Source organism: Leucothrix pacifica, assembly GCF_003172875.1.
In the GTDB taxonomy this organism is placed as follows: Bacteria; Pseudomonadota; Gammaproteobacteria; order Thiotrichales; family Thiotrichaceae; genus Leucothrix; species Leucothrix pacifica.
Window position 1 is genome coordinate 1 of sequence record NZ_QGKM01000020.1, and the last position, 24,134, is coordinate 24,134.

The 24,134-nt window shown below is 48.2% G+C and carries 23 protein-coding genes; 13 read left to right on the forward strand and 10 right to left on the reverse strand.

Going from position 1 to position 24,134, the window contains the following annotated elements:
• From DKW60_RS09065 to DKW60_RS09090, 6 genes are all read left to right on the forward strand, one after another.
• A partial coding sequence (locus DKW60_RS09065; RefSeq protein WP_219988693.1) for a type II toxin-antitoxin system HigB family toxin occupies positions 1 to 385 on the forward strand: 385 nt, incomplete at its 5' end.
• 6 nt (positions 386 to 391) lie between these two features.
• Positions 392 to 844: a helix-turn-helix domain-containing protein gene (locus tag DKW60_RS09070; RefSeq protein WP_109837338.1), complete on the forward strand. Its 453-nt coding sequence runs from the start codon at positions 392 to 394 to the stop codon at positions 842 to 844.
• Positions 845 to 1,119: 275 nt separating this feature from the next.
• Positions 1,120 to 1,491: a BufA1 family periplasmic bufferin-type metallophore gene (bufA1, locus tag DKW60_RS09075; protein WP_109837339.1), complete on the forward strand. Its 372-nt coding sequence runs from the start codon at positions 1,120 to 1,122 to the stop codon at positions 1,489 to 1,491.
• Positions 1,492 to 2,334, forward strand: a complete 843-nt coding sequence (locus DKW60_RS09080; RefSeq protein WP_109837340.1) for an MbnB/TglH/ChrH family RiPP precursor modification enzyme — start codon at positions 1,492 to 1,494, stop codon at positions 2,332 to 2,334.
• Positions 2,327 to 2,935, forward strand: a complete 609-nt coding sequence (locus tag DKW60_RS09085) for an HvfC/BufC N-terminal domain-containing protein (RefSeq protein ID WP_181389637.1) — start codon at positions 2,327 to 2,329, stop codon at positions 2,933 to 2,935. The genes DKW60_RS09080 and DKW60_RS09085 overlap by 8 nt, the downstream gene beginning before the upstream one ends.
• Positions 2,936 to 3,075: 140 nt before the next feature.
• Complete coding sequence (locus DKW60_RS09090) at positions 3,076 to 3,600, forward strand: Spy/CpxP family protein refolding chaperone (protein WP_109837342.1); 525 nt, start codon at positions 3,076 to 3,078, stop codon at positions 3,598 to 3,600.
• Positions 3,601 to 3,736: 136 nt separating this feature from the next.
• On the opposite strand, the gene DKW60_RS09095 is transcribed toward DKW60_RS09090, so the two are convergent.
• Positions 3,737 to 4,978 (reverse strand): type II toxin-antitoxin system HipA family toxin, encoded by a 1,242-nt coding sequence (locus DKW60_RS09095; RefSeq protein WP_245929659.1) that lies wholly within the window; start codon positions 4,976 to 4,978, stop codon positions 3,737 to 3,739.
• Positions 4,965 to 5,300, reverse strand: coding sequence for a helix-turn-helix transcriptional regulator (locus tag DKW60_RS09100; protein ID WP_109837344.1), 336 nt, complete (start codon positions 5,298 to 5,300; stop codon positions 4,965 to 4,967). Before DKW60_RS09100 ends, DKW60_RS09095 begins: the two co-directional genes overlap by 14 nt.
• Positions 5,301 to 5,477: 177 nt before the next feature.
• Here DKW60_RS09100 and DKW60_RS09105 point away from each other — a divergent pair, with 177 nt between their 5' ends.
• The 3 genes from DKW60_RS09105 to DKW60_RS09115 all read left to right on the forward strand — a co-directional run bounded on the left by DKW60_RS09105 (position 5,478) and on the right by DKW60_RS09115 (position 8,892).
• Positions 5,478 to 6,647, forward strand: a complete 1,170-nt coding sequence (locus DKW60_RS09105) for a PepSY-associated TM helix domain-containing protein (protein ID WP_109837345.1) — start codon at positions 5,478 to 5,480, stop codon at positions 6,645 to 6,647.
• Positions 6,648 to 6,830: 183 nt separating this feature from the next.
• Positions 6,831 to 7,871, forward strand: a complete 1,041-nt coding sequence (locus tag DKW60_RS09110; protein WP_109837346.1) for a nuclease-related domain-containing protein — start codon at positions 6,831 to 6,833, stop codon at positions 7,869 to 7,871.
• Between the two features lie 118 nt (positions 7,872 to 7,989).
• Positions 7,990 to 8,892: a phosphorothioated DNA-binding restriction endonuclease gene (locus DKW60_RS09115; RefSeq protein WP_109837347.1), complete on the forward strand. Its 903-nt coding sequence runs from the start codon at positions 7,990 to 7,992 to the stop codon at positions 8,890 to 8,892.
• A gap of 28 nt (positions 8,893 to 8,920) precedes the next feature.
• On the opposite strand, the gene DKW60_RS09120 is transcribed toward DKW60_RS09115, so the two are convergent.
• Positions 8,921 to 10,651: a WD40 repeat domain-containing protein gene (locus DKW60_RS09120; RefSeq protein WP_109837348.1), complete on the reverse strand. Its 1,731-nt coding sequence runs from the start codon at positions 10,649 to 10,651 to the stop codon at positions 8,921 to 8,923.
• 263 nt (positions 10,652 to 10,914) lie between these two features.
• On the opposite strand from DKW60_RS09120, the gene DKW60_RS09125 reads away from it, so the two are divergent.
• From DKW60_RS09125 to DKW60_RS09135, 3 genes are all read left to right on the forward strand, one after another.
• Positions 10,915 to 11,457, forward strand: a complete 543-nt coding sequence (locus DKW60_RS09125) for a Spy/CpxP family protein refolding chaperone (RefSeq protein ID WP_109837349.1) — start codon at positions 10,915 to 10,917, stop codon at positions 11,455 to 11,457.
• A gap of 169 nt (positions 11,458 to 11,626) precedes the next feature.
• Entirely contained in the window at positions 11,627 to 11,881 is a 255-nt protein-coding gene (locus DKW60_RS09130; protein WP_109837350.1) for a hypothetical protein, read from the forward strand.
• Positions 11,882 to 11,972: 91 nt separating this feature from the next.
• Entirely contained in the window at positions 11,973 to 12,719 is a 747-nt protein-coding gene (locus DKW60_RS09135) for a tetratricopeptide repeat protein (RefSeq protein WP_109837351.1), read from the forward strand.
• A 19-nt stretch (positions 12,720 to 12,738) separates the two neighbouring features.
• On the opposite strand, the gene DKW60_RS09140 is transcribed toward DKW60_RS09135, so the two are convergent.
• The 7 genes from DKW60_RS09140 to DKW60_RS09170 form a co-directional block, all read right to left on the reverse strand.
• Positions 12,739 to 15,501, reverse strand: coding sequence for an Ig-like domain-containing protein (locus tag DKW60_RS09140; protein ID WP_181389639.1), 2,763 nt, complete (start codon positions 15,499 to 15,501; stop codon positions 12,739 to 12,741).
• 311 nt (positions 15,502 to 15,812) lie between these two features.
• Positions 15,813 to 17,165, reverse strand: coding sequence for a DUF937 domain-containing protein (locus tag DKW60_RS09145; protein WP_109837353.1), 1,353 nt, complete (start codon positions 17,163 to 17,165; stop codon positions 15,813 to 15,815).
• Positions 17,166 to 17,291: 126 nt separating this feature from the next.
• Positions 17,292 to 18,266, reverse strand: coding sequence for an ABC transporter permease (locus tag DKW60_RS09150; protein WP_109837354.1), 975 nt, complete (start codon positions 18,264 to 18,266; stop codon positions 17,292 to 17,294).
• Positions 18,263 to 19,390, reverse strand: a complete 1,128-nt coding sequence (locus DKW60_RS09155) for an ABC transporter permease (protein ID WP_109837355.1) — start codon at positions 19,388 to 19,390, stop codon at positions 18,263 to 18,265. The genes DKW60_RS09150 and DKW60_RS09155 overlap by 4 nt, the downstream gene beginning before the upstream one ends.
• Positions 19,387 to 20,925 (reverse strand): ABC transporter ATP-binding protein, encoded by a 1,539-nt coding sequence (locus DKW60_RS09160; protein WP_245929660.1) that lies wholly within the window; start codon positions 20,923 to 20,925, stop codon positions 19,387 to 19,389. Before DKW60_RS09160 ends, DKW60_RS09155 begins: the two co-directional genes overlap by 4 nt.
• A 163-nt stretch (positions 20,926 to 21,088) precedes the next feature.
• The gene (locus DKW60_RS09165; RefSeq protein WP_109837356.1) at positions 21,089 to 22,081 is read right to left on the reverse strand and encodes a BMP family lipoprotein; all 993 of its coding nucleotides are present in this window, start codon (positions 22,079 to 22,081) and stop codon (positions 21,089 to 21,091) included.
• Between the two features lie 117 nt (positions 22,082 to 22,198).
• The gene (locus DKW60_RS09170; RefSeq protein ID WP_109837357.1) at positions 22,199 to 23,122 is read right to left on the reverse strand and encodes a DMT family transporter; all 924 of its coding nucleotides are present in this window, start codon (positions 23,120 to 23,122) and stop codon (positions 22,199 to 22,201) included.
• A gap of 388 nt (positions 23,123 to 23,510) precedes the next feature.
• Between DKW60_RS09170 and DKW60_RS09175 the strand changes: the two genes are divergently transcribed.
• Entirely contained in the window at positions 23,511 to 24,122 is a 612-nt protein-coding gene (locus DKW60_RS09175) for an alanine:cation symporter family protein (protein WP_109837358.1), read from the forward strand.
• The last annotated feature ends 12 nt before the right edge of the window (positions 24,123 to 24,134 follow it).

Genomic DNA, 24,134 nt, shown 5'->3' on the forward strand with positions numbered 1-24,134 from the left:
TACTTTCAATCATAACTCAGTTATAACTATAACCAGAATAAAACAAGCCATGATCGAGTATCCGCAATGGAAAATTGGCATGGATCTCTGGATCAGTACATTCAACAATCGGGAGCTAGATGTTCGCTCCTACAAAGATATTAAGGACGCTTGGCAACAAGCTTCTGGCTGGAATACGGATAGAATTTCCGGTAAAAGACTGAAAAATGAAGATGGTGACTACGGCACAGTCTACGACCTTTATATCTTTGATATTCATGGCAATGATTGTCGTCTACTAGCTAAAATCAACGGCAATATAATATTCATCCGAGGGATTTTTTCTCACGCAGAATATGATAAATGGTGTAAGCAAAACATTCACCAAGGCAAGCTAAAGAGGTAAACACACATGATTAAACTTGATGAAAGCCAAGACTTTGGTAATTTACTGTCAGCGTTAAGCTCTGTGGTTACAGAATATTCCACTAGCATTGCTACGCTTATGCGATACACCTCAGCACCGATTGAGTCTGAAGACGAAGTACTTGAACGTGCCGAAGTCATGGACTCAATGATGGATATGGCAAAGCATGAAAATGATATCGTGCTCGTCTTTGCTAACGCTATTGCTGACCGCATTGAAGAATTTGAAAACAATATGGAAATGCCCGAGATCTCTGTTCCTGAGCGCTTAAGAGGCTTAATGGATATTAAAAATCTCAAGCAAAGCGACTTCAAAGACATCGCCCCACAAAGTGTCATTAGTGATATTTTGAATGGGAAACGAGAGATCAACCTAAATCAGGCTAAGGGATTTGCACATTATTTTCAGTTACCTGTAGATAAGTTTATTACTCCATAAAAAGCTATATTTTCGACACCACTAATAACAAGCTTAGTTAACTTCCCTGCTCATCCTGAAACAAAGCAAACTGAATTACCTTATCACCTAGCAACCGATAGCTTCATCTCAAAAAGCTTCACGGCCATTAGTCTCAAACTTTGTGTAGATGAAATAACCCAAAATAAATGCAATCAAACCCTCCCCCCACTCGTCAACCTTCCGACGATGCGTGTTTTCCACTCTACGTCAGATTCAAATAAATAATTTTAACTTAACGAATAGGAAGAGAGTTTATGAGTTCGAAGCAAGTACTAACGGCTGGATTATTATCTTTAGTTGCGGTCAGTGCACAGGCAGCAGACGTCAAAACCATCTCAAAGTCAGGCGATGAAGGCTCTCAGGTGAGCGCGTATGAAGCAGGTCAATTCGTCGTAAAATGTGTCGGTGCAGCCAAGGGTGGCGAGAACGACTGTGGCGCACTGGATGGCTCACACGACTGCGCAGGTTTGAGTCCAAAATCAGAAGACTACAGCATGAACGAGTGGATCTACACCTCATTACAAGAGTGCGCGGAACATGAAAACGGCCACTTCATGATGAAAGGTAAAGACGGCGCGGTTTCACTGACCAAAACCGAGTTTCAGGTTAAGCAGGTCGTTAAGTAAGTGACGGAATTGCTTCCGGCTGGAATCGGGCTTGGTTTCCGATTCCAGCATGCGCCGGTCATCCTGCGCGACAAACCTGACACACCCTGGTTTGAGCTAATCGCCGATGACCTCCTCCTGTCCAGTGGCCGCCAACCCGTCATTGAAAAACTGCGCGAGCACTACCCCATTGCACTGCACGCGGTGGGCTTAAATATCGCAGGGCCAGACCCGCTGGATACCGACTACTTACGCGCCCTCGCCAGCGTTTACCAACACACCGAAGCGGCATGGTTATCCGACCACCTTTGCTGGTCTGCAGCGGGTCAACGACAGCATTTCGACCTACTCCCCTTCGCCTTTACCCATGACATGCTGGACTACCTTTGCCCGCGTATTCACCACGTTCAACAACACCTCAAACGCCCTCTGGTACTGGAAAACATCAGCTACTACCAACGCTTTCAAAACGATGAAATGGGCGAATGGGAATTCACCGCAGAGCTGATAAAAAGGACTGACTGCAAAATGTTGTTAGACCTGAATAATCTATGGACGAATGCACGCAACTTTGACCTTGAGCCTAGTACCGAGCTAGACACTTTGATGCGGTACATCCCTGCCGATGGCATTATGCAAATTCATGTTGCTGGCTCCAAATTTCACTCTGACCATCGCTCCGCTAACGGCTACTGGGTAGACACACATGGCGAGCAAGTCCCCGCAGGCGTATGCGATTTACTCAAAACCACCTACGCGGCCTATGGTGAGATTCCGACCATTATTGAGCGAGACAACAACTTACCATCTTTCGACGAACTGGAACGCGAACGACAAACCTTGCTGGAGACAGTCCATGGATAAACACCCAAACACTCCTCTGGCCTCGGAGCAGCAAGATATGTCCGCAAATATCTACGCCGGAAACGCCCCTGACCAACTTGACGGCTGGCGCTGCAGTGTACGCATACCCAAAGACGTCGCGCTCGGAATTTACCAACGCAATTTACACGGCGGCGTCGCGCAACACTTACAAGCTCACTTCCCCGTGGCACACGCTTATCTCGGCGAACAAGGTTATCGGTTTATCTGCGCCCAATACCTCAAAGAATCACCGCCAGATCAGCCCTTGTTCACCCTATATGCCGCGCACTTTCCCGGCTTTCTGTTGGAGTATGGCGAGCAACATCCACAACAGGCGATTTGGTCAGTATTGGCTCGGTTGGCGCAGATTGATTTCTTCCACCACAACGCCTTTTGTGAAGGCCAGCAAATTGAAGTGGAAGAACGCTTTTATCAGCTTTGGCTAGCGTTACGCAGGATTATGGATGAGGAAGGTGACAGCCCAAGTCATGGACTATACCAACGACTTGACCTGCATCCCGAGCGTTATCAGGACGAAAGCCGACTCATTACACTGGTGACTTTTTGGAAGGATGACGAGTTATTTTTTATGGAAAGCTAGCTCCACCGCCCACTTAACAACTCCATACACTCGTTTACACGACCTTTACCCTCCCCTTACCCAAACTAACATTTACCCATTGCATAATTCTCCCATCGACGAACAACACGTCACAACTTAAATCAAACGAGAATTAAAAAATGAAAAACGCAATCTTAGTTACACTTTTAGCAAGCACTTTAGGTCTAGGCGCAGCAGCAGTTCACGCAGACAACACTGCGTCAGAAAACGGCAAAGGCTACGCGAAACACGAAAACGGTAAACATGGCGGCAAGCACGCTGGCAAACGTGGTGGTAAGCGCGGCGGTGGCAAAATGATGGGTCGCATGGTGAAGCAGCTGGATCTGACTGAAGATCAACAAGCGCAACTAGAGACGATGCGTGAAGCGCAGAAGACTCAAAGCGAAGGACTTCGTGAGCAAATGAAGTCGCTACGTACTGAAATGAAAGCACTTGATTCAACTAGCGCAGACTACGACAGTCAGGTAGCAGCATTGGCTGACAAGAAAGCAAACCTTGACCGTCAGCAGTTCATTCAACGTTCCGCAGCTCGCCAGCAGTTTGAGTCAGTATTGACCGAAGAGCAGCGCGCTAAGCTGAAAGAAATGCAGGAAAACCGTAAGGGTAAAGGCGGTAAGCGTGGTGGTCACCGCAACGCGGGATAATTCCCAAACTAGTTTCAACCTCTCCTCCTTGTAAGTTTTAGGCAGCTCTTTTGGGCTGCCTTTTTCTATTCTGCCGCTTAATAGAGATGTGAGCTCCGGCCACCGATGCCTCAGTACTCACCGGCAAAACCCTCAACTAACGCCACCCCTCAAAGCAAAATGGATTAAATATTGCAGCTCCCCACAGACGCTCCCGCTCCACAATTCCCAAGCCTGCCAAGTCGCAAGTCTCCATCCAAGAGTCCTCCACAACCGCAATCTGATGCTCTATCAATTCGCGCGCCTCAGACTCAGACAACATAAATATGCTACAAGCAGAAAGCACATTCGCCAGTGTGGATAAATTGCCTTGTACACCGCCAATTTGCATAGCTTGGCCAGCCTCCCGACCACTGCGCATCTGCGGGCAAAGATCATACGCAGGCGTCAAAGATAAATCGCGACCATTCCAAAATGCAGAGTGATTACGTGCATGATCATCCGTATTACCAATCAAAATATTAAAGACCAAGCGCGCATATAATTCATGTAACTCCTGAGTCGGTTCAACAAATGCACTTCGAATGAGATCAGCCAAATCATGATAGCTAGCATAACGAGCCTCCATCTCATTCAAACCCAGCAAGCTTAAACCGCTGAGCAGCATACGACGTTGAACTCCCCCCGCATTGCCCGAACGATCAAACCGCTCAACCAATAACACATCCTTACCAACTACAGAAACTAAGCGAGTACTCGCAACACGCAATCCCACTTTAACTGCAAGTTGCATGGCAACGTATTCCGCTTTCACAATATCGTAGCTATCCGTTGAGGAACTAAACTTAGCAATATAAGCACGCCCCTCATCACTAATGAGTGCTTTAGGCCGAGCCCCACCCACACTAGTACCATGCAATAACGCAATATCAAGATCCGCAGGTAGCGGCATACGCTGATCAACCATATCAGCTGCCTGCAGCAAACCCTGTAGCTCCGTCTGCTCAACACTTCTAGGCACGTACTCAGTACTGCTAAGCTGAAAATCTAACGCACCAATACGGTCACTACCCGACAATAACAGGTAGTCCAACTCATCCGGATTAAAACCCGGAAACCGGTAGCCAACCACACGGCGACCCCACGCATCAGGAGCGGCATCCCGCAAACAGGAATGAAGCGTATTCAAACCCTCCGGCTGAAATGTTCCTGACTGCAAGGGAAGCTCAAACGGCGAAAAAGCAATGGCATCATCCCGCTCGCGATAACGACGACCATAAGTAAAATGATGCAAATTCCCTTGCTTGTGGATCCGACCTGCGACCACAGGCTCCGTTGCACCGGGAAGCCAAACCCACACATAAGCCTGCTCAGCCTGAGTCACTTCAGAAATCATCATCTATCTCAACCTTTCGATTATGCGTACGCTCCGGCAACAAACTGGCAAGCCCTGAAACCACCGTAGACAGCTGCTGCAAATCTTTCTTACTCTCTGCCAGTAATGGAACTCCCACAACGGTTGCTGCCTCAAAAACAGCCCCGACAGACACTTTACTGTCACCCTTCTCAATCGCGCTGACTGTTTGACGACTAACTCCAATACGCTCTGCCAACGACTGCTGAGACATTCGCCGTTCCCGACGGGCAACCTGAATCATCTCGCCAAATACACGCAAGACATTAACCGTAGATATAGATAGAGCTGCTTGTGAATTTTGCATACTGAAAACAACAATAAATCAATTAATGTTAACTGTAGCATACTTTTATTGTAATCGACGGCTCAATCACTCCACCATTTACACAAATTTTACAATCACCCCACTACACCAATAAAGCCATCAAGAGGATACTTTAAGCTTCTAAACACATCTCAACACCCCAACCCGAGAGTCACCATGAGCTTTAAACGAATCATATTCTGGGCACATTTAATCGCTGGCGTCATAGCAGGCCTACTCATCTTCACCATGTCCGTCACAGGCGTACTGCTCACCTACGAACGACAAATCATCGACATGGCAGACCGCAACTACTACGTCGAGCCAGCAGCTGGAGCCACACCGCTCACACTCGACCAACTCAGTGAATCGGTAAAACAACTCACCGACAACAAACCCGGCGTATCACTGGTCTTTTCAGACACACCAAACACACCCGTAGTCGCTAAAATCAGTCGCCGCCAACAGCTACTCATCGACCCCTATACCGGTGAATCACTAGGCCCGGGCGCAAGCGGTGTCAGACAATTCTTCAGCGTCATCACCGACTTTCATCGCTGGCTGGCATTTACTGGCGAGTCCCGCAATACCGGCAAAAGCCTCACCGGCGCAGCCAATCTGCTATTCCTGTTTATCATCATCAGCGGCATCTACATCTGGCTACCCAAACTCTGGCGCTGGAACATCGTAAAATCCAAACTACTGTTTCGCCGCAAACTCCCCAACGCCAAAGCCCGTGACTACAACTGGCACAACGTAATGGGAATCTGGATGGTCATACCCCTATTCTTCATCGTCACCACCGCCGTCGTGTTCTCCTACTCCTGGGCCAATAAACTCGTCTTTCAGGTCTATGGCGAAGAAGCACCGACGCGACGTGGCCCACCGGGTAACAACAATCAGGCAGGTAAAGGCGGCAAAAACGCAGCAGCACAGCAAACCGACACCACCGTATCCATGCAAAACGTACTGGACTCGGCAAAAGCCTACTCGGTTGACTGGGAGAAAGTCAGCATCACCCTGCCAGCTGCAGGCGCGCAAACCATCGAAGCGACCGTAGACACCGGTACCGGTGGCGAACCAACCAAGCAAACCCAGCTAACGCTGAATGCCAACGACGGCACGATCAGCAGGGTATCCACGTTTTCTGACCGCACACCGGGCGTGCAGACGCGTATATACATCCGCTATTTACATACCGGAGAATCACTGGGAATCATCGGACAAACCATTGCCGGACTGGCATCTCTCGCAGCCTGCTTTATGGTTTACACCGGATTGGCACTGGCCTATCGGCGTTTGATTCAACCGCTGTTTGTTCGTCGTAGGAAGGTTAAAGCGGCTTAAGCACTTGTATCAGGAAGCATGAGAAAAAAGCCCATGCTTCCTGCCAATAACGGCTAATACTAACGCCTGCTCCAATTAAATTTGATACTAAGAAAAATAAACCACTAATCACCAAAATCTTCACATTCCGCTGAAAATCGGTAAATTAATGACCTAAACCCAATAAAAATAAGGTTCCCCCAAATGTTACTCAAATCAGCAGATTGCAAACAAGCATCGTTAGATACTCTACAAAACCTTCTTGAACGGCCAGACCTAACGCTTCAGCAAAAGAAAACTATTACTAGTGAACTTTATGCGATGAGAGCTGGCATCAAGGGGGAAAAAGAAGCAGCATACGAAATCGACTTTCACTTTAAGAATAGTAAAAACTATATAGTATTGCATGACCTTAGGTTGGAGGTTAACGGACGTATAGCTCAGATTGATCACATCATATTAGACCGAACACTGGATGCTTACGTGCTTGAAACAAAACACTTTAACTCTGGTATTAAGATCAATGAGCTAGGTGAGTTTCTGCGTTGGAATAACTACAACAAAACCTTTGAAGGCATGCCCTCACCTATCGCTCAAAACGAGCGTCATAGCGTAGTATTGAATGACTTTTTCAAGCAGAGCGATATGCCAAAGCGCTTGGGTATGAGGCTGATTCCAACAGCAAAGTGCTTTGTATTGGTATCTAATAATGCTCGTATTGATCGCCCTGAGAAGTTTGATACCAGCCAAGTCATTAAGAGTGATGCACTCAAAAACACTATCATGTCTATGGTGAATTCACTGAGTGCAAAGGACACATTAGTTAGCGCTAGCAGGATTGTTTCCCGCAAAACATTAGAAAACGTTGGCCAGATACTCAAAGAAGCACACAAACCAATCACTATCGACTATCTTGCAAAGTTTGGTTTGTCAGAACTGCCGCCAAAGGAAGTTGCTCAGCCAGAGATTATTAAAAAAGAAACCGAGACTTTCCAGAGCGAGCAGAAACAACAACATTTGTGTTCTAAATGCAATAGTCTGAATGTATCCGTGGTTTATGGCCGTTATGGTTACTACTTCAAATGTTCAAGCTGCCAAGGGAATACAGCAATCAAGCTAAGCTGTGCCCACAAAACATGTAAACCGAAGATCAGAAAGTCTGGGAATCAGTTCTTTGAAAAGTGTGAAAGCTGTGAAACTGAGAAGCTGTTTTTTGAGAACCCGAAGATAGTAGAAACTGCTTGAAATTCACCAGAGTCAAGGAACTATGGTATGAACAACAATATAGCACGCGAATTCATTACGAAATGACTGAAACTACCGTGGTACAATAAATCACCATTAATTACCGACACCTGTACTCATGGACGAAAAGCAATTAATCGAAAAAGTATCAAAGATTAATGTCTGCAAGAGTGGGGATAAACGCTCCCCACATAAGCCGCTGCTTATTCTTCTGAGCTTGGCCAGATTTCAGCAAGGCAAGCCTCGATTAGTCGGATACAGTGATATAGAAAAACAACTGGTAGAACTACTCTCAAATTTTGGCCCTGTGAGTGCTAAAAATACACCTCAATTACCGTTCTGGCATCTCACAAGCGACGGCTTTTGGGAAATTCCCAAGCCTCAAGGAGTATTAACAGCATCTGGTAGTGCGAGCAAAAAATTCCTGCGTGATAACAATGTCGAGGCTGGATTTACCAAAGAAACATTTGAGCTGTTAAAACAAAACAAGGAGCTGACACGTTCACTTGCTCAAGAAATATTATCCATCCATTTCCCAAACACCTTGCATCAAGACATTATTGATGAGGTTGGCTTGGATTTTGAAGCAGGTTTAGCAGCAGAAACCAGTAACGAAAACAGACCTAAACGTGACCCTGGATTTAGAAAGCGCATTCTCGAAGCCTATAATTACAAGTGTGCAATTTGCGACTTCAGCATATTTTTAGAAAACTCACCCGTCGCCTTGGAGGCTGCTCATATCAAATGGTTTCAAGCAAAAGGGCCGGATGTCGAAATGAATGGCTTGGCACTTTGCTCTCTGCATCACAAGTTATTAGACAGAGGTGCAATTGCAATCGACAACAACCGAAACATCATCGTGTCCAGCAAAGTTCATGGCAGCTCGGGTTCTGAAGATTGGGTCTACCAGTTCCATGAGAAGCCGATTCGACTTCCCAGAAATAAAGACTTCTGGCCGAATAAAGAATTTACCAACTGGCACATCAAGGAAGTCTTTCAAAGCAGCTACAAACCAAAATAGCCGCCTCTGGTATCATTTAGGGCAGTCGCTAATTCTGCTGTCTGCCCAACGACCACCGACAAAACACAGTCTGCCCATCCTCCCTATCATAAGCCACCGTATGATATTCCGGCGTCTCGGCCTCCCGCTCAATCAACTCCGCATACAGAACCACATCCGCAGTCAGTAGCGTTTGAGTTTGCTTGGTTGCCACGTCATACAGTTGAATGCTGGTTTGCGCCTCCCCGTTATCAGTGGGCGTGGTGATGTCGAGCAGGCGGTAGTGCTTGTCGCCCAGACGAATGTATTCAGAGGAGTAGTAACGCTCATCAGGGTATGGCGCTTTCAGGCTTTGGTATTTTCCAGTGTTGAGGTTAAGCGCAATAATGCTGTCGGCTGTGTCGATATTCTTTAGCACCAGTTGTTGCTTGTTGGCGATGTAAAACTGTTCATGCGCAAAGTAGCGGAATCCCTCTGGCAGTGTGATGACTTGCTGCTGCCCGGTTTCCCAGTTGACTAGTAATAGTGATTGCGCATCGGGCTGCATCGCTTCAAATACGAGGTGCTGGCCGTACTGTTGATAAGTCAGGTTGTAAGCGTCCGGTATCACTAATTCACGTTGTTTTCCGGTTTGCCAGTCGTATAAATAGAGTGTTTTGGGGTTGTCTTTTTTGATCACCAACGCAGAGGCTGGCTCTCCGTGTACGACGATCAGACTCTCCTCTAGGTTATAGCGTGGGCTGTCTTTGCCAGTGGCTGCGATGGGTAGGTTTTTCTTCCAGCGCAGTTTGCCACTTTCAACATCGAAGACCAATAAGACGCCGGTTTTGCTAATGAAGGCCAGCTGCTTTTCGTCCGGACTTAATTGGCTGTGATGATACGGCACACTGATCGCGCCACGGCCTAGCTCAGCGATGGTGAAGACTTGCTGATAGATTTTTTTAGGTGGGTTCTGCTGTACCGCGTGATCCCAGTAACTCAAGGTCAGGCGATCACCTTCGCTTTTAGCAATCAACTGGCGGTGGTTTGGCGCAGTGCCCAGCTGTAAGGAGGCAAAGGTATTGCGCGAGTCTCTATCATAAGGGTGTGCAGCAACAGGCGATTGGTATAGGGAGACGTGTTTGATGTCTTCACCCAAGCGCTTGACCAGTGACTGGTAGGTGTCGGGGTTGGTTTCAACGTCGTTGGCGTAGAGATGTTTTGTAGTGGGGTTAAATTGGTAGCTTCCGCTTTGACCGATCAACGCCAGTGCTTTTTCCTCCTGCGTACTACAAAGGCTACTGAATGAATCAACCGTGCTGCTAAACGCGACGGTTTCATCGTCACTGAACTGCATGTCACTCACACCCATGGCGGTACTGCAAGGAGAGAAGACGATCTGATTATTCGCCAGATTCCAAAACGGGATGGCGCCATAGTCCGCACTGCGCTTAGTGGAATAGCTCATACCTTGCAAATAGACAATGCGGTCTTGCGGTGAAAAGCCTAGTCGTGTTTGACGGCTGCGCTCTTCGTAGTGGTTTAGGGTTTGTTGCTGCAGCAGCTTGCCGGTGTTGCTGTCGAATAGTTTGAACGTTGCTTGTTGCTTTGCATCTGAGACTTGGTAAATCGCTATCTTCTGGCGGTCGCTACTAAAGGCGATATTGGATGAGGAGACGATGGATGAATCTGTATTGAGACTGAGATCAGCGCCTTCCAGTGTGCTACAGGCCTTGGGTATGTCGGCATGGGCAATACTTGATGAGAGAAAGACGAACAGGGCTGGCAGGATAGTTTTCATTGGAACACCACTATGTAAGTATAGAGTCAGGTGATTTGCTGATTTTTTACACCTAGTGTAGACCACCTAAGCAGGCTTGCCACTTTGTTATTCTTAATTTTTATCCATTTTGAGCGTCATGCTCTTTGCTTAAAAAATCGGATTTTGGGCGTTTACAGTACCTTTACGTCCCCCTTACCCAAACTAACATTTACTCATTGCATAATTCTCCCATCGACGAACAACGAGTCGAAACTTTAAATTTAAACACACAGGATTAAACAATGAAAAACGCAATTTTAGTAACACTTTTAGCAAGCACTTTAGGTTTAGGCGCAGCGGCAGTTCACGCGGATGACAATGCAACTCAGAACGGTAAAGGCTACGCAAAACACGAAAACGGTAAACACGGCGGCAAGCACAGCAAACGTGGTGGAAAGCGCGGTGGCATGATGATGGGTCGCATGGCGAAGGAGCTGGGTCTGACTGAAGATCAACAAGCGCAACTGAAGACGATGCGTGAAGCGCAGCAGTCTCAACACGGCGGAATTCGTGAGCAAATGCAGGCACTGCGTACTGAAATGAAGGCTTTGGATTCTACTAGCGCAGACTACGACAGTCAGGTTGCAGCACTGGCAGACAAGAAGGCGAACCTTGACCGTGCACAGTTCATCCTTCGTTCGGCAGCTCGCCAGCAGTTCGAGTCAGTGTTGACTGAAGAGCAGCGCACTAAGCTGGCAGAAATGCAGGAAAACCGTCAGGGTAAAGGTGGCAAGCGCGGCGGTAAGCGTGGTCACAAGCACGGCGGTCAGTACAACGCTAGCTAATACTCCGCAGCAAGAACTCTAGAACTAGTTAACTTGGGCAGCTCTTATGGGCTGCCTTTTTTTTCTGCATATCCCGGTTTCTTGATCTAGATTAAGGTATCTCCCGCCAGTCACTCTTAACATGATGTGTATTACCGCTTAAAACTTACCCGACCCAAGGAGAATACTCATGCATAAGTTCATGTCTGAACTTCATCAGGATCATGTTAATCTGGCACGTTTACTGACGATCATGGAGCAGCATGACTCTATGCCGACGGCGACTGTTGAGTTTCAGGATATGATCGATAATGTGGCGCACGGCGAGCACATCATTGATAAAGAAACGCTGAAGTCTACGCTGGATGAGTTTATTGCTCTGCAAAAATCACATATGGACATCGAGGAGGAGAAGTTGTTTCAGTGCATCGAGCAGCAATGCTAAACGATACATTACAGTCAGCTCATGTGCTTAGGTTAGTGACAGACTTGTGATATCTTCCACTCTGTTTGAGTAATTATCAACAGAGTGTTCTATGCCATTTTTTATTCTTAGCGTCATCGTTCAGATTGCTTTCGTTATTCACATAATGAAAACAGGCCGAAATACCACTTGGATTTGGGTGGTGATGATGTTGCCCGGTGCTGGTGCGGCGGCTTATTTCTTTATCGAAATACTGCCGGATCTGTTAGGAACCCGTACCGGCTGGAAGGCCAGAAAAGCGGTTAATGATCTGATTAGCCCGAACCGCGACTTAAAGCGTGCCAGTAATGACTTTGAAATGGCGGACACGGTTGAGAATTCATCCCGCCTCGCGGCTGAGCATTTGGCGAAGGAGCAGTTTCAGGAAGCCAAGGCGCTTTATGATAAGTGTTTATCCGGTATTCATGAGGATGACCCGCACCTGATGTATGGTCGTGCGCAGGCAGAATATGGTCTGGAAGAGTATGAGCAGGTTCGACACACGCTGGATACGCTGATCAAGCTGAATCCTGATTTTAAAAATGTCGATGCGCATTTGTTGTATGCCAAGAATCTGGTCAAGCTCAATGAAATTGATTTAGCACTGAAAGAGTTCGAGGTGTTGGATGAGACCTTCCCCGGCCCGGAAGCAACGTATCGTTATGCGAAGATTCTGGAAGGTTTAGATCGGGATGATGAAGCGGAGGCGCTTTTCGAGAAGATTCTGAAAAACGCCAAGCTGTCAGATAAGCATTATCGTTCGCGTTATAAGGCGTGGATCAAGTTGGCTAAAGAGGCCTTAACGCCGCCTAAGCTTTAAGACTTAGACGGCGCTAACATTAGCCACCAACTGTTACATACACTTGGATGGCGTTGGTTCTGCCTTGGCTGTCGCTGATTACGTACCAAAAACTATCCGTGCCGGTGTAACCCGTGCGCGGAGTGTAGTTTAGTTTGTTGTTTTCAATGGCGATTCTTGCGCCATTCACAGACCATTGGTTCACCTCAGGAATGGTCAGTCCCACACCGATATCATTTTGTAAGACATCAATCACGATTGCGGTGTTAGCTGCAGTGCTGACAGAGTCGGCAACGGCAACAGGATAAGGCGCATCGCCTGTGATGGTAATGGTGACCACGCTACTGTTGAGTCGGCCGAGTGAGTCGCTCAATACATACCAAATCTTATCTTCACCGACATAACCAGACTTCGGCGTGTAGTTAAGTTTGTTATCCACGATGGCGACTTGACCGCCATTGAGTGACCACGGGTTGGTTGAGTTGATAGTCAAGCCAGCACCGGTGTCATTGCTGAGCACATCAATCGTGATGGCAGTGTTGACGGTGGTGGCTACATTATCCGGATTACCTTGCGGGTACGCTGCGCTTCCACCCGAGACGGTAATGGTGACTTTGGCGCTGTTCTCACGTCCCTGACTGTCTCTGAACACATACCAAATATTGTCTTCACCCGTGAAGCCGGACTTTGGTGTGTAGTTGATTTGATTAGCATTAATGGAGACGACGCCACCTCTAAGCGACCACGGATTACTACTGGCGATAGTCAGCCCTGCGCCCGTGTCATTCGCGAGAACGTCGATAGTGATTGCCGTGTCGATTGACGTACTGGCGGTGTCATCAACCCCAACCGGGAACGGTGCGCTAACGGTTGTGGCGATGACATTCCATAGTTGCGGTGCGTGGTTAGGTATAAACGGCCAAGTAATAGCGTTGGCGTTTGTCGCATTTTGCTCACGGTCCAGCGCTTGCGTTTTACAGTGCAGGGGTCGGAAGTTGAAGTTATCGCCACTGCGGGTGATCACCCATTGTTGGTTCTGAGCGTTTGCTGTTGTTGATCCTGAAATCACACTCAGGTTGGCACAGTTGGAGTTTTGCACTTCCAGATAGCGACCGGTGTGTTTGTTTTGCACGGTGTAAATGCGGCTGCCTAAATGTTTGATATTCCAGACTTGATCATTCCACTCGCCGCTGTTCACCATGCGTGATTGGTAGTTATTCCAGTCTGGTGCGGCCAAACGTTGGCCACTGCCGGGAGATTCCATCCAGTATTCACCGTCTGCAATCACAGGGGTAATGTCTGTGGTGCCTAGTTTGACTGTTTTAGAGATACTCGGTGTGCCATCGCTGTTCATCACGAATAACATGTAGTTACCCGGAGGGGCTTCGTTGCGGCTTGGCATTTTTACGGAGTAGTTTCTTGCACTGTTTACGTCAAAACTCAGTGGTATACGGCGCTGCTCGTTATTCACACTGTGCGTGGCGGAGCTTGCGCGTACTAAGGCCATGGAGGCGATGTCTTGGTTGGTTGTGACGTTGATGTAGTAGCCGTAGTTTGCGCTGGCCGGTGCTGAGTTAATCACAGGGCGCGTTGCCAGTGTGTCTGTGCCATCAACAAATAAGTAAGGAGGCGAGAAGATTTCAGCATCGGGGTGATTGGTGTTACAGGTGTTACACAAGCCACCACCACCGGCGAATACACGTCCGTCAGCCAGTAAAATCGCTGTACTGTGGTAGTTGCGCGGCACTGCCATCGCGGAGAGCTGGCTCCATGTTTTGGTGACAGGGTTCCATAACTCTGGCACTAGCACTGAGCCGACATCAGAGAACAAAATCGTGCTTTCCATTCCGCCAATGACCAGTACTTCACCGCTGGGTAACACGACAGAGTTATGTAAGGTACGTGCCTGTGATAAGCCCTGCACTTCTTCGACTGCCGGAGTATCGTTATTGATATCGATAATGAAGGTTCTGTTGGAACCTGCATATCCGCCACCGTAGGCCTGAGCGCCACCTACTTTGAGAATTTTACCGACGTCATACATGACGGTGGTGCCGTTCATGGCATAAGTGTCTGTACCGCGTGTTCCGGCGCTGGTGACTTTATTGGCGCCATCGGGGTCAATCCAGTGCATTTTATTACTGGGGCCAGCGTGGAATACTTTGCCATTTGGCGCAGCCCACAACCAGGCATGGTTGTCATCGCGGTATTCACCTTGTGGTTCGACTTCGGAGCCATCACGCACGGTGGCGTCGGAGGTAATTTCCGGATAGGCAATCCAGCCGGATGCCTGTGTCCAGACTTCAGCATTTTTGCCGCCTATTGGTCCGCTCCAAGAGCCGCCGACGGTAAAGACTGAGCCATCACCCATCGTGACCTGGCCTTGGTAACCGCGCACGGTATTCATGGCTTCGCCGGTTTCCCAGTTACCGGTTGCCGGATTGTAAATACTGGTTTTGTCATTACCCGAACCACCCGCGACCAGCACTCGCCCGTCCGGTAAGTTATTGATGCCCGGGCAGAACATGTCGTGCTGTGTATTACTGACTAGTACGGTGGATGAGGTTTCATTGTAGGGGTCAAAGATTGACGTGTAAGTGCGCCCTTCGTTGCCACCGAAGGCAAGTCGGTCTTTGGCTGACCAGGTTAATACATTGCCATCCGGAAGATTGGCTACTGCAACGGGTACGATTTCCATCGGGATCACATTGCCCCAGCTGCCGGTGTCGGAGTTGTCGGCGATTGCGCTGAGTGGCAACAAGATAGCCAATGTAGGAATAAGTTTTGTAGGTAGTGTTTTCATGGTTATGACTCCATTCATAGTTAATAACACTATGAATGACTCGCGCGTCGTAGCTCCATGAGATTTATCCTCAGTGGAAAGCTGCTCACGACGAGTGGTCGCGGACTATTAAGAACCAGCTAAATCCCTTGAGTATCCGATTATGGGTTGGAGTTTAATGATACATTTGTAGATGATGCCGGAGTCTGCGAATGGTTTTTATTACAGACATAAAAAAGGCCGGACTACAAAGTAATCCGGCACAACATTTTTTATTTTAGTTTTAGCTACAAGCCATTATTGTTTTTAGTATTCGTTTTGCAACGGGGTGATTATCCACCTAACGCTGCTAGTTTTTCTTTCAGTGGCTCAATAACACCGCCAAGGACTGCGCCAACACCAGGAATTGCCATTACTTTGTCCAGCATTGGGGTAAGTTGGCCCATGCCACCCTGTACCACCGTGTTAAACATTGGCTTTGCGGCATCGGGCAGTTTGTCAGCCATAGCGGTGATGCCATCTAATTTACCGCTGAAATCTTCCAGTTTAGGCAGTGCTTCTTTTGCTGATTCAACATCCGTGATGCTACCCAGACTAGTCTGCGCTGAGCTAAACATGCCTTTGAGTTGCTCGGTGACATCGCCACCACCTGCCATCATGCTTGTCGCTGCCGCCGCTGGTGCTTCACCGCTGACATCAGGCGCTTCCGTGTTTCCACCGAAGAATTTAAGTGCGAGGAATGCTGCAGCTGCCAACACTGCAATTGGGATTAATTTTTTGATCCATGAGCCGCTGCCCTCAGCTGCGTCACCTAGTGAATCAACGGCACTTGCTGCTGCGTCTTTAGCACTACCTGCTGCATCACTGACTGCATCTGTAGCTGAGCCAGCTAAGTTCGCAGCACCATCTGCAGCATTACTTACTGCACCAGTTACACTATCCGCTGCACCACTGACTGCACCTGTTACACCGTCAACCGCGTCGCCAGCCATATCGCCAGCTTTATCAACTGCACCACCAACTGTGTCAGCTGCATCGGCTACCGAAGCGCCTGCCTTATCAAATGCAGAGCCTGCCGCGCCGGCTAAACCAGCGCCCGCAGCAGCGACTGCGCCACCGCCAATAAGATTGCTTACATTACTGAATAAACCACTAGACCCTAACTGATCAGCTAAACCGCTTGGCATTGCGCCTGCGATATTGTCTTTCTGACCCATTAACATGCTGGCAAGGCCGGCTTTATCCATTTCACCGCCACCTGCCATAAAGCGTTTCACGGTACTCATTGCCATCGGGGCAACCATACCCATGATTTTACTTGTGCTGTCCGCACTTGCGCCACTGGCACCAGAAACTGCACCCAACAGACCTGATACGGCACTGCCGCCAAATAAAGAACTTAGTGCGTCGCTGCCGCTTTCAACTAATGAACCACCACTCTTGCTGGCAATCACACCAGACAAGTTATCCAGAATGCTGTCATCCTGATTTTTGATGGTGTCGAACAGTGCAGATGCACCTTCGTCGCTTGATGCCTTATCCATAAGACCGCCCAGCAACGCAGGAACTGCACTGTCAATAACGGATTTTGTCGCGTCGGTATTTTCACCAACGGCGTTACTAATCTGACCTAAAACCTGACCACTAATTTGGTTCTTTACCAAATCCACTAAGTTGAACGACATAGCAAGCTCCTGTATTTTTTATACGCGGTGATCAAGAACTTAGATCACCGCTCAATTACAGTTACTACGTGGTCGCTTATTTAAATCAGGTTCATTGATTAATCAATCTGCGTGATTAACTCCTGTTTAGCGTTCTTTTACGTATGGAATGCCGCTGGCTTTTGGCGCGACCGCTTTACCGATGAAACCAGCCAGTAAAATCACGGTGAGCAAGTAAGGCAGCGCCTCAATAAACTGCACAGGAATTTCACCAATGCCCGGCAAGGACACACCCTGGAGACGAACTGCCAGGGCATCTAAGAAGCCAAATAACAGGCAAGCAAACAGCACTTGGAAGGGTCGCCACTTACCGAAAATCAACGCGGCCAAGGCGATAAAGCCCTGCCCTGCGGTCATATCTCGTACGAATTGGGCGTTGTGCGCCGTAGAGATATACGCACCGGCGATGCCGCATAAGATACCCGTACAGATCACTGCCAGATAGCGAATTTTAACGACCGAGATACCGGCAGTATCTACCGCATTGGGGTTTTCACCCACGGCACGCAAGCGCAAACCGAAGCGTGTTTTGTAAACCACCCAATAGGTAAATGGCACCATCAGAAAGGCAACATACACCAAAATATTGTGGCCGCTAATGAGCTCTTCGTAGATTTTCCCCAGATAAGGCACGTCAGCGACGGCTTGCGCGCCGGGTAAATCTAAAGACAGAAAGCGCGCTTCATTGTCCAGACGAGGCGTTTGACCGCCCTGCTTAAACCAATGCAGACCCAAGACCATTGTCAGACCGGCGGCCAATATATTAATCGCCACCCCGCTGACCACCTGATTTCCCCGATGGGTTATACAGGCGAATCCGTGTAGCAGTGCCAGTACAATCGATACCGCAATCGCGGCCAATAAACCAATCCAGGCTGATCCGGCGATGGAGGCAACTGCAGCTGCGGCAAACGCACCTGCCAGCATTTTACCTTCCAGGCTAATATCAACCACCCCGGAGCGCTCAGAGAACAAGCCTGCCAGTGCAGCCAGTATTAACGGTGTAGATACCCGCATGGTGGCATCTAATGTCAGAATAAATATCGTGAACCAATCATTCATGCCGCAACCTCCTGCTTGTCACCACGTCCGCTAATCGCCAGATACATTCGCATTAACCAGGGTCGGTACATAAATTCCAGTGCTCCACTAAACAAGATCACCAGACCTTGCATCACCACCACGATATCACGGTTGATATTTGACATTTCAAAGGCCAACTCGGCACCACCTTGATACAACACGCCAAACAGCAATGCCGCGAGAATAATGCCGACAGGATGGTTGCGTCCCATCAGCGCCACAGCAATACCGGCAAAGCCGTAACCCACGTGGAAATCCAACATCAAACGGTGATGCACACCCATCACTTCATTCACACCAACCATGCCGGCCAGTGCACCAGAAATGCACATGCTCAACACGATAACTCGCGCGGGTTTAATCCCGGCATAAACGCCTGCCGTTGCATTAGAACCGATGGTACGAATCTCATATCCCCAGCGGGTATGCCAGATAAATATCCACACAAACACCGCCGCCAGCAGCGCTAAAAAGATGGATAAATTAAGTGGTGAAGCTTCAATCTCAACACCAAATATCGCCAGAAAATCATGCATGGAATACAGCCAGGATGACTCGGCAAACTCGGCACTTTGGGGTGACTGCTGACCGTCTTCTTTCAGCACATCCACCATCAGATAAACCATGAGTGAGGACGCTAAAAAGTTGAACATGATGGTGGTGATAACGATATGACTACCGCGATAAGCCTGCAGGTAGGCCGGAATATAAGCCCATGCCGCACCGAACAATGCAGCCGCTACAATCGCCAATGGAATGACTAATAAGCCGGGTAGCCACTGCCCGAGGAACAGGCAAAGCATCCCCGCTCCTAGCCCCCCGATATACGCCTGACCTTCACCTCCGATATTGAATAATCCGGCATGAAACGCCACGGCCACGGCTAAGCCGGTAAAGATAAAGTTGGTGGTGAAGAATAAGGTATAACCAATCCCTTCCTCATAACCAAAAGCACCGAACAGGAGAATCTGCGTGGCTTCTACCGGATCAACGCCAATGGCTAAAAAGATCACAGCAGTGGCAGCGAAGGCGGTGACAATATTCAGGAATGGCAGCAGAATGGCGTCCATCCAAAATGGCATTTCATGACTTCCCTGACTCATGAGACCACCTCTTCCAAATTCGCTGCTGCGTCTGTATTTGTCATCATTAAGCCCAAGGTTTTTTCATCAGCTTCTGCGGCGGATACTTCCCCGCTGATATACCCGTCACACATTACTAACACGCGATCACTCACTGAGATAATTTCTTCTAATTCAACGGACACCAGCAGTACGGCTTTGCCGGCATCGCGCATTTCTATAATTCGTTTATGGATAAACTCAATCGCCCCGATATCCACCCCACGAGTCGGTTGACCGACTAATAAAATATCCGGATTGCGCTCTATTTCACGCGCCAATATGAGTTTTTGTTGATTACCGCCGGAGAAGTTGGCGGATTTTAAGTTGGGATCACGCGGACGTACATCGAAGGCATCCATGAGTTTGCCGCAGTACTCTTTTACTTTCTGACGACTCATCAGGAATCGCCCGTTATAAGCCTCGTCATTGTGATAGCCCAGCGCGGAGGATTCATAGGCTGCAAAGCTATTTACCATCCCCATGCGATGACGATCTTCGGGCACATGCGCCAGTCCTATATCACGCATTTTTGATGGGCTGATGGGCTGCTTGCGAGTCAGTAATGAGCCGTTAATCTCGATACTGCCTTCGTCGATTTTTGTGATGCCGGACAAGGCTTCCAGCAATTCGCTCTGGCCATTACCAGATACCCCGGCAATACCGACGACTTCACCCGCCTTCACATCGAAACTGACGTTTTTCACCCGTTCAATGCCTTGTGCATCTTTGACCGTGAGGTTTTTCACACTAATTAGTGGCTTGCCGGTAACGGATTCATCTTTATCGACTTGCAGCAGGACTTTACGGCCGACCATCAACTCAGCAATATCCTCTTTGGAGGTCTCTGACGTTTTGCGGTGGGCAACCATTTTACCAGCGCGCATCACGGATACATTATCAGTGATCGCCATGATTTCCTGCAGCTTGTGGGTAATCAGGATAATGGTCACACCCTGGTCTTTCAGTGCGTTGAGAATGCGGAATAACTCAGTGGTTTCCTGCGGAGTCAGTACGCCGGTTGGCTCATCCAAAATCAGGATTTTAGCCCCACGGTATAAGGCTTTGAGGATTTCAACTCGCTGTTGATGCCCCACTGACAAGCTGGACACCCGTGCATTCACATCAACCGACAAGCCATACTCATCAGCCAATCGCGTCAGCTCTGTCCGGGCTTGTTCCCGGCCCTCTTTGAGTAGCTTGCCGCCCTCATTTCCGAGCATCACATTCTCAAGTACCGTAAACGGGTCAACCAGCATAAAGTGCTGATGCACCATGCCGATTCCCGCTGCCAGCGCTTCACGTGAATTATTGAAGTAGTGATCTTTACCAAAGACTTCTGTCGTGCCACTATCGTATTGATAGAAGCCGTACAAAATACTCATTAAGGTTGATTTACCCGCGCCATTCTCACCAACGATGCCGTGAATAGTTCCGGCTTCCACCGAAAGCGAGACTTTGTCATTAGCGCGAACCGCACCAAACCGCTTACTCACATCGGTGAGTTTTATTGCCATGCCTGACTGCATAGGGACCTTTATTTCACTCAATAGACAACCATAAAAAAGGTGGCGAGACATTTGTCTGACCACCTTTATATGTTACTAGCTCACCCGAATCCGTGCTCACGGGGATGAGCTGCTTCACTTGTATGAACGCAAGCGAATACCATACGCTAAATTAGTATGTGCAGGTATTGTCGCTCATGTAGTCATGAACTTTGATGTAACCAGAAGCAATCAACGCTTTCAACTCACCCATGCGCTTTTCCATTGCTGGCGTGATCAGGTCACGGTTGTGCTCATCCAATGCCCAGTCAACACCACCGGCTTTAAGATCCATCACTTTAACCGATGCTTCCCACTCACCGTTCTTTGCATCCATGAATGATGAATACGCAGCATCACCCACACGCTTAACCATTGAAGTCAGCATAGTGCCTGGCTGTAGGTGGTTTTGGTTGCTGTCCACACCGATTGCATATTTGCCGCCGTCTTTCGCTGCCTGATATACACCAGTACCTGAGCCACCTGCTGCTGCGAATACCACATCAGCGCCTTTGTCGAACTGGCTCTTCGCCAACTCACCACCCTTACTTGGGTTGTTAAAGGCTGCACCGGTCGAACCGATCATGTTTGACATGACTTCGACACTCGCATTTTGATACTTCGCACCCTGCTCGTAACCACAAGCGAACTTACGAATCAGTGGGATATCCATTCCACCGATAAAGCCGACTTTAGCACTCTCAGACTTCATCGCTGCCAATGCACCCACTAAGAAAGATCCCTCGTGTTCAGCAAATACCACTGACTGAACATTTGGCTGCTCTACGACCATGTCGATAATGGTGAACTTTGTTTCAGGGAATTCTTTAGCTGCTGCTTCCAGCGCGTTAGCCATTGAGAAACCTACCGCAACGATTGGGCTGGACTTACGCTTGGCTAGCTTGCTCAAACCCTGAGAAACCTGTGCTTCGTTAGTTGGCTCTACTTCACGAACTTTGATATCAGTGTCTTTGGTGAACTTCAGAATACCGTTGTAAACCGCTTCGTTAAAAGACTTATCATTCTTTCCTGCTTTGTCATAAACAACAGCTGGAGAAATATCATTTGCCAGTGCGTTTGTGCACATCAAACCAGCAATCGCCAGTGTTGGAATTAATCGCTTCATGAACCACCTCTAGAGTCTTGATAAGGAATCTTTATGTAAATAAATATATTTATGAAAATATTCGTGCCATAGAAATAGCATAAGCACGAACTATGCGCAATGATTTGAAAGTCCGCCCTAACTGACATTATTAGTCAGACGTCTCAGGCGCAGTTCTGGTAATAACTGAGAAATCAGCATACCCGTCATAATAAAGGCGCAGCCCCATAACCCGCGAACGGTTAACACTTCATCCAGAATCAACCAACCAGCCAAGACGGCAAACATGGCTTCACTACTTAATATGATGGCGGCGTGTGAGGCTTTGGCATTTTGCTGGGCGACTACTTGCAAGGTATAGGCAACGCCAGTGGACATTAATGCGGCATATAAAATGGAGTCCATGGCCAACATGACGTCTGCCCAAACGATGGTTTCATAGATCACTGCGCCACCCATACTGAGTACGCCACAGATCAGGAATTGCAGGATTGACAGCACAACGGGATCATATTTCGGTGCGACCCAGCCAATGACTAAAACATGTGCTGCCCAGAAAAACGCGCCGATCAGCATGAGAAAGTCACCGTAGGAGAGCGTGAAGTCTGACTTGATACTCAGCAGATACAAACCAACCAGTGCGATAAACGCACCCAACCAAACACCTGCCCCGGCCCGCTGCTTAAAAGCCAGACCCATAATCGGCACCAACACGATATACAAACTGGTGATAAAGCCCCCCTTACCGGCAGTGGTATATACCATGGCGACTTGCTGCAAGGTCACTCCGGCAAATAAGACAACTCCACAAATCAGACTGGCGCGTATCAAACCCGCACCACCTTCTTTGGGTTCATGATTTCTGACGACGCCTTTGGCTAATTGCTTGGCTTGCCAGTGCTTAATCCACATAGCGATCGGGATTAGCGCTAAGCCACCAATTAAGAACCTGATACCGCTGTAGGTAAACGGGCCGATATAATCCATTCCCACCCGCTGCGCGACAAATGCGGAGCCCCAGATGGCGGCAGTGATCAGTAGGAGAATATTTGACTTCAACATGAACGTGAACTCGTCTGTGCTTAAAAGGCGGATGGTATAACGAAGTCGTAAGGCAGGCACAGCAGAAATTCAACAGATGCCTAACAAGTATTTCTGTGGGTGTGTATGCGAAGGCATTTAAATTAGTCGCTTTTGCTTATACTTATTATCTATAAAAATTAAGCTTGGCGAGTTATTTCCGGCCTTTATCCTATCGATTCACTCAAAAACAGTATTTTTACCTGTTTTTAGTCGAAATTAAGAATAAACACCTATCGCTGCAGGAGTACAATGCCGAATTAGCTCTACATGTTATTTTCGCGTTTGGGCAGCCCCGCCCATTTCACTACAGGGTATGTATCAGGTGAGATAAAGCCTGCTGTATGCTCTATTCTCTAGAGGATTTACGATGAAATCAAACTTCGGTAAAGCAATAATTATGATTATTGCATTGCTTAGTACCACCAGCCTTTGGGCTGAAGAAGCATCAGGTTTTGGTGCAACCATCAGTGCTATTAGTGTTAGCGTTGATACTTTCTTTAACGACTACCTCGGGTGGTTCGCAAGCGCCATCTTCACCAGTGTCCCAATGGCTGGCACTGCATTCCCTCTGATCGTTGGCTGGCTTTTCATCGCAGCACTCATTTTCACACTTTACTTTGGCTTCGTACAGCTGAGTAAGTTCAAAATGGCGATTGACATCGTACGCGGCAAATTCACTGACCCTAACTCTAAACATGATGGTGAGGTTTCTCACTTTCAAGCCCTGACGACTGCATTATCAGGTACAGTTGGTCTGGGTAACATTGCAGGTGTGGGTGTTGCACTGGCAATTGGTGGCCCTGGGGCAACATTCTGGATGATCGTTGTGGGTCTTCTGGGTATGGCCTCAAAGTTTGTAGAGTGTACGCTTGGTGTTAAGTATCGTGCCGTTTTACCTTCTGGTGTTGTTTCTGGTGGTCCAATGTACTACCTACGCGACGCAATGGCAGAACGTGGAATGGGCGGCTTAGGTAACTGATGTTACGCAGTA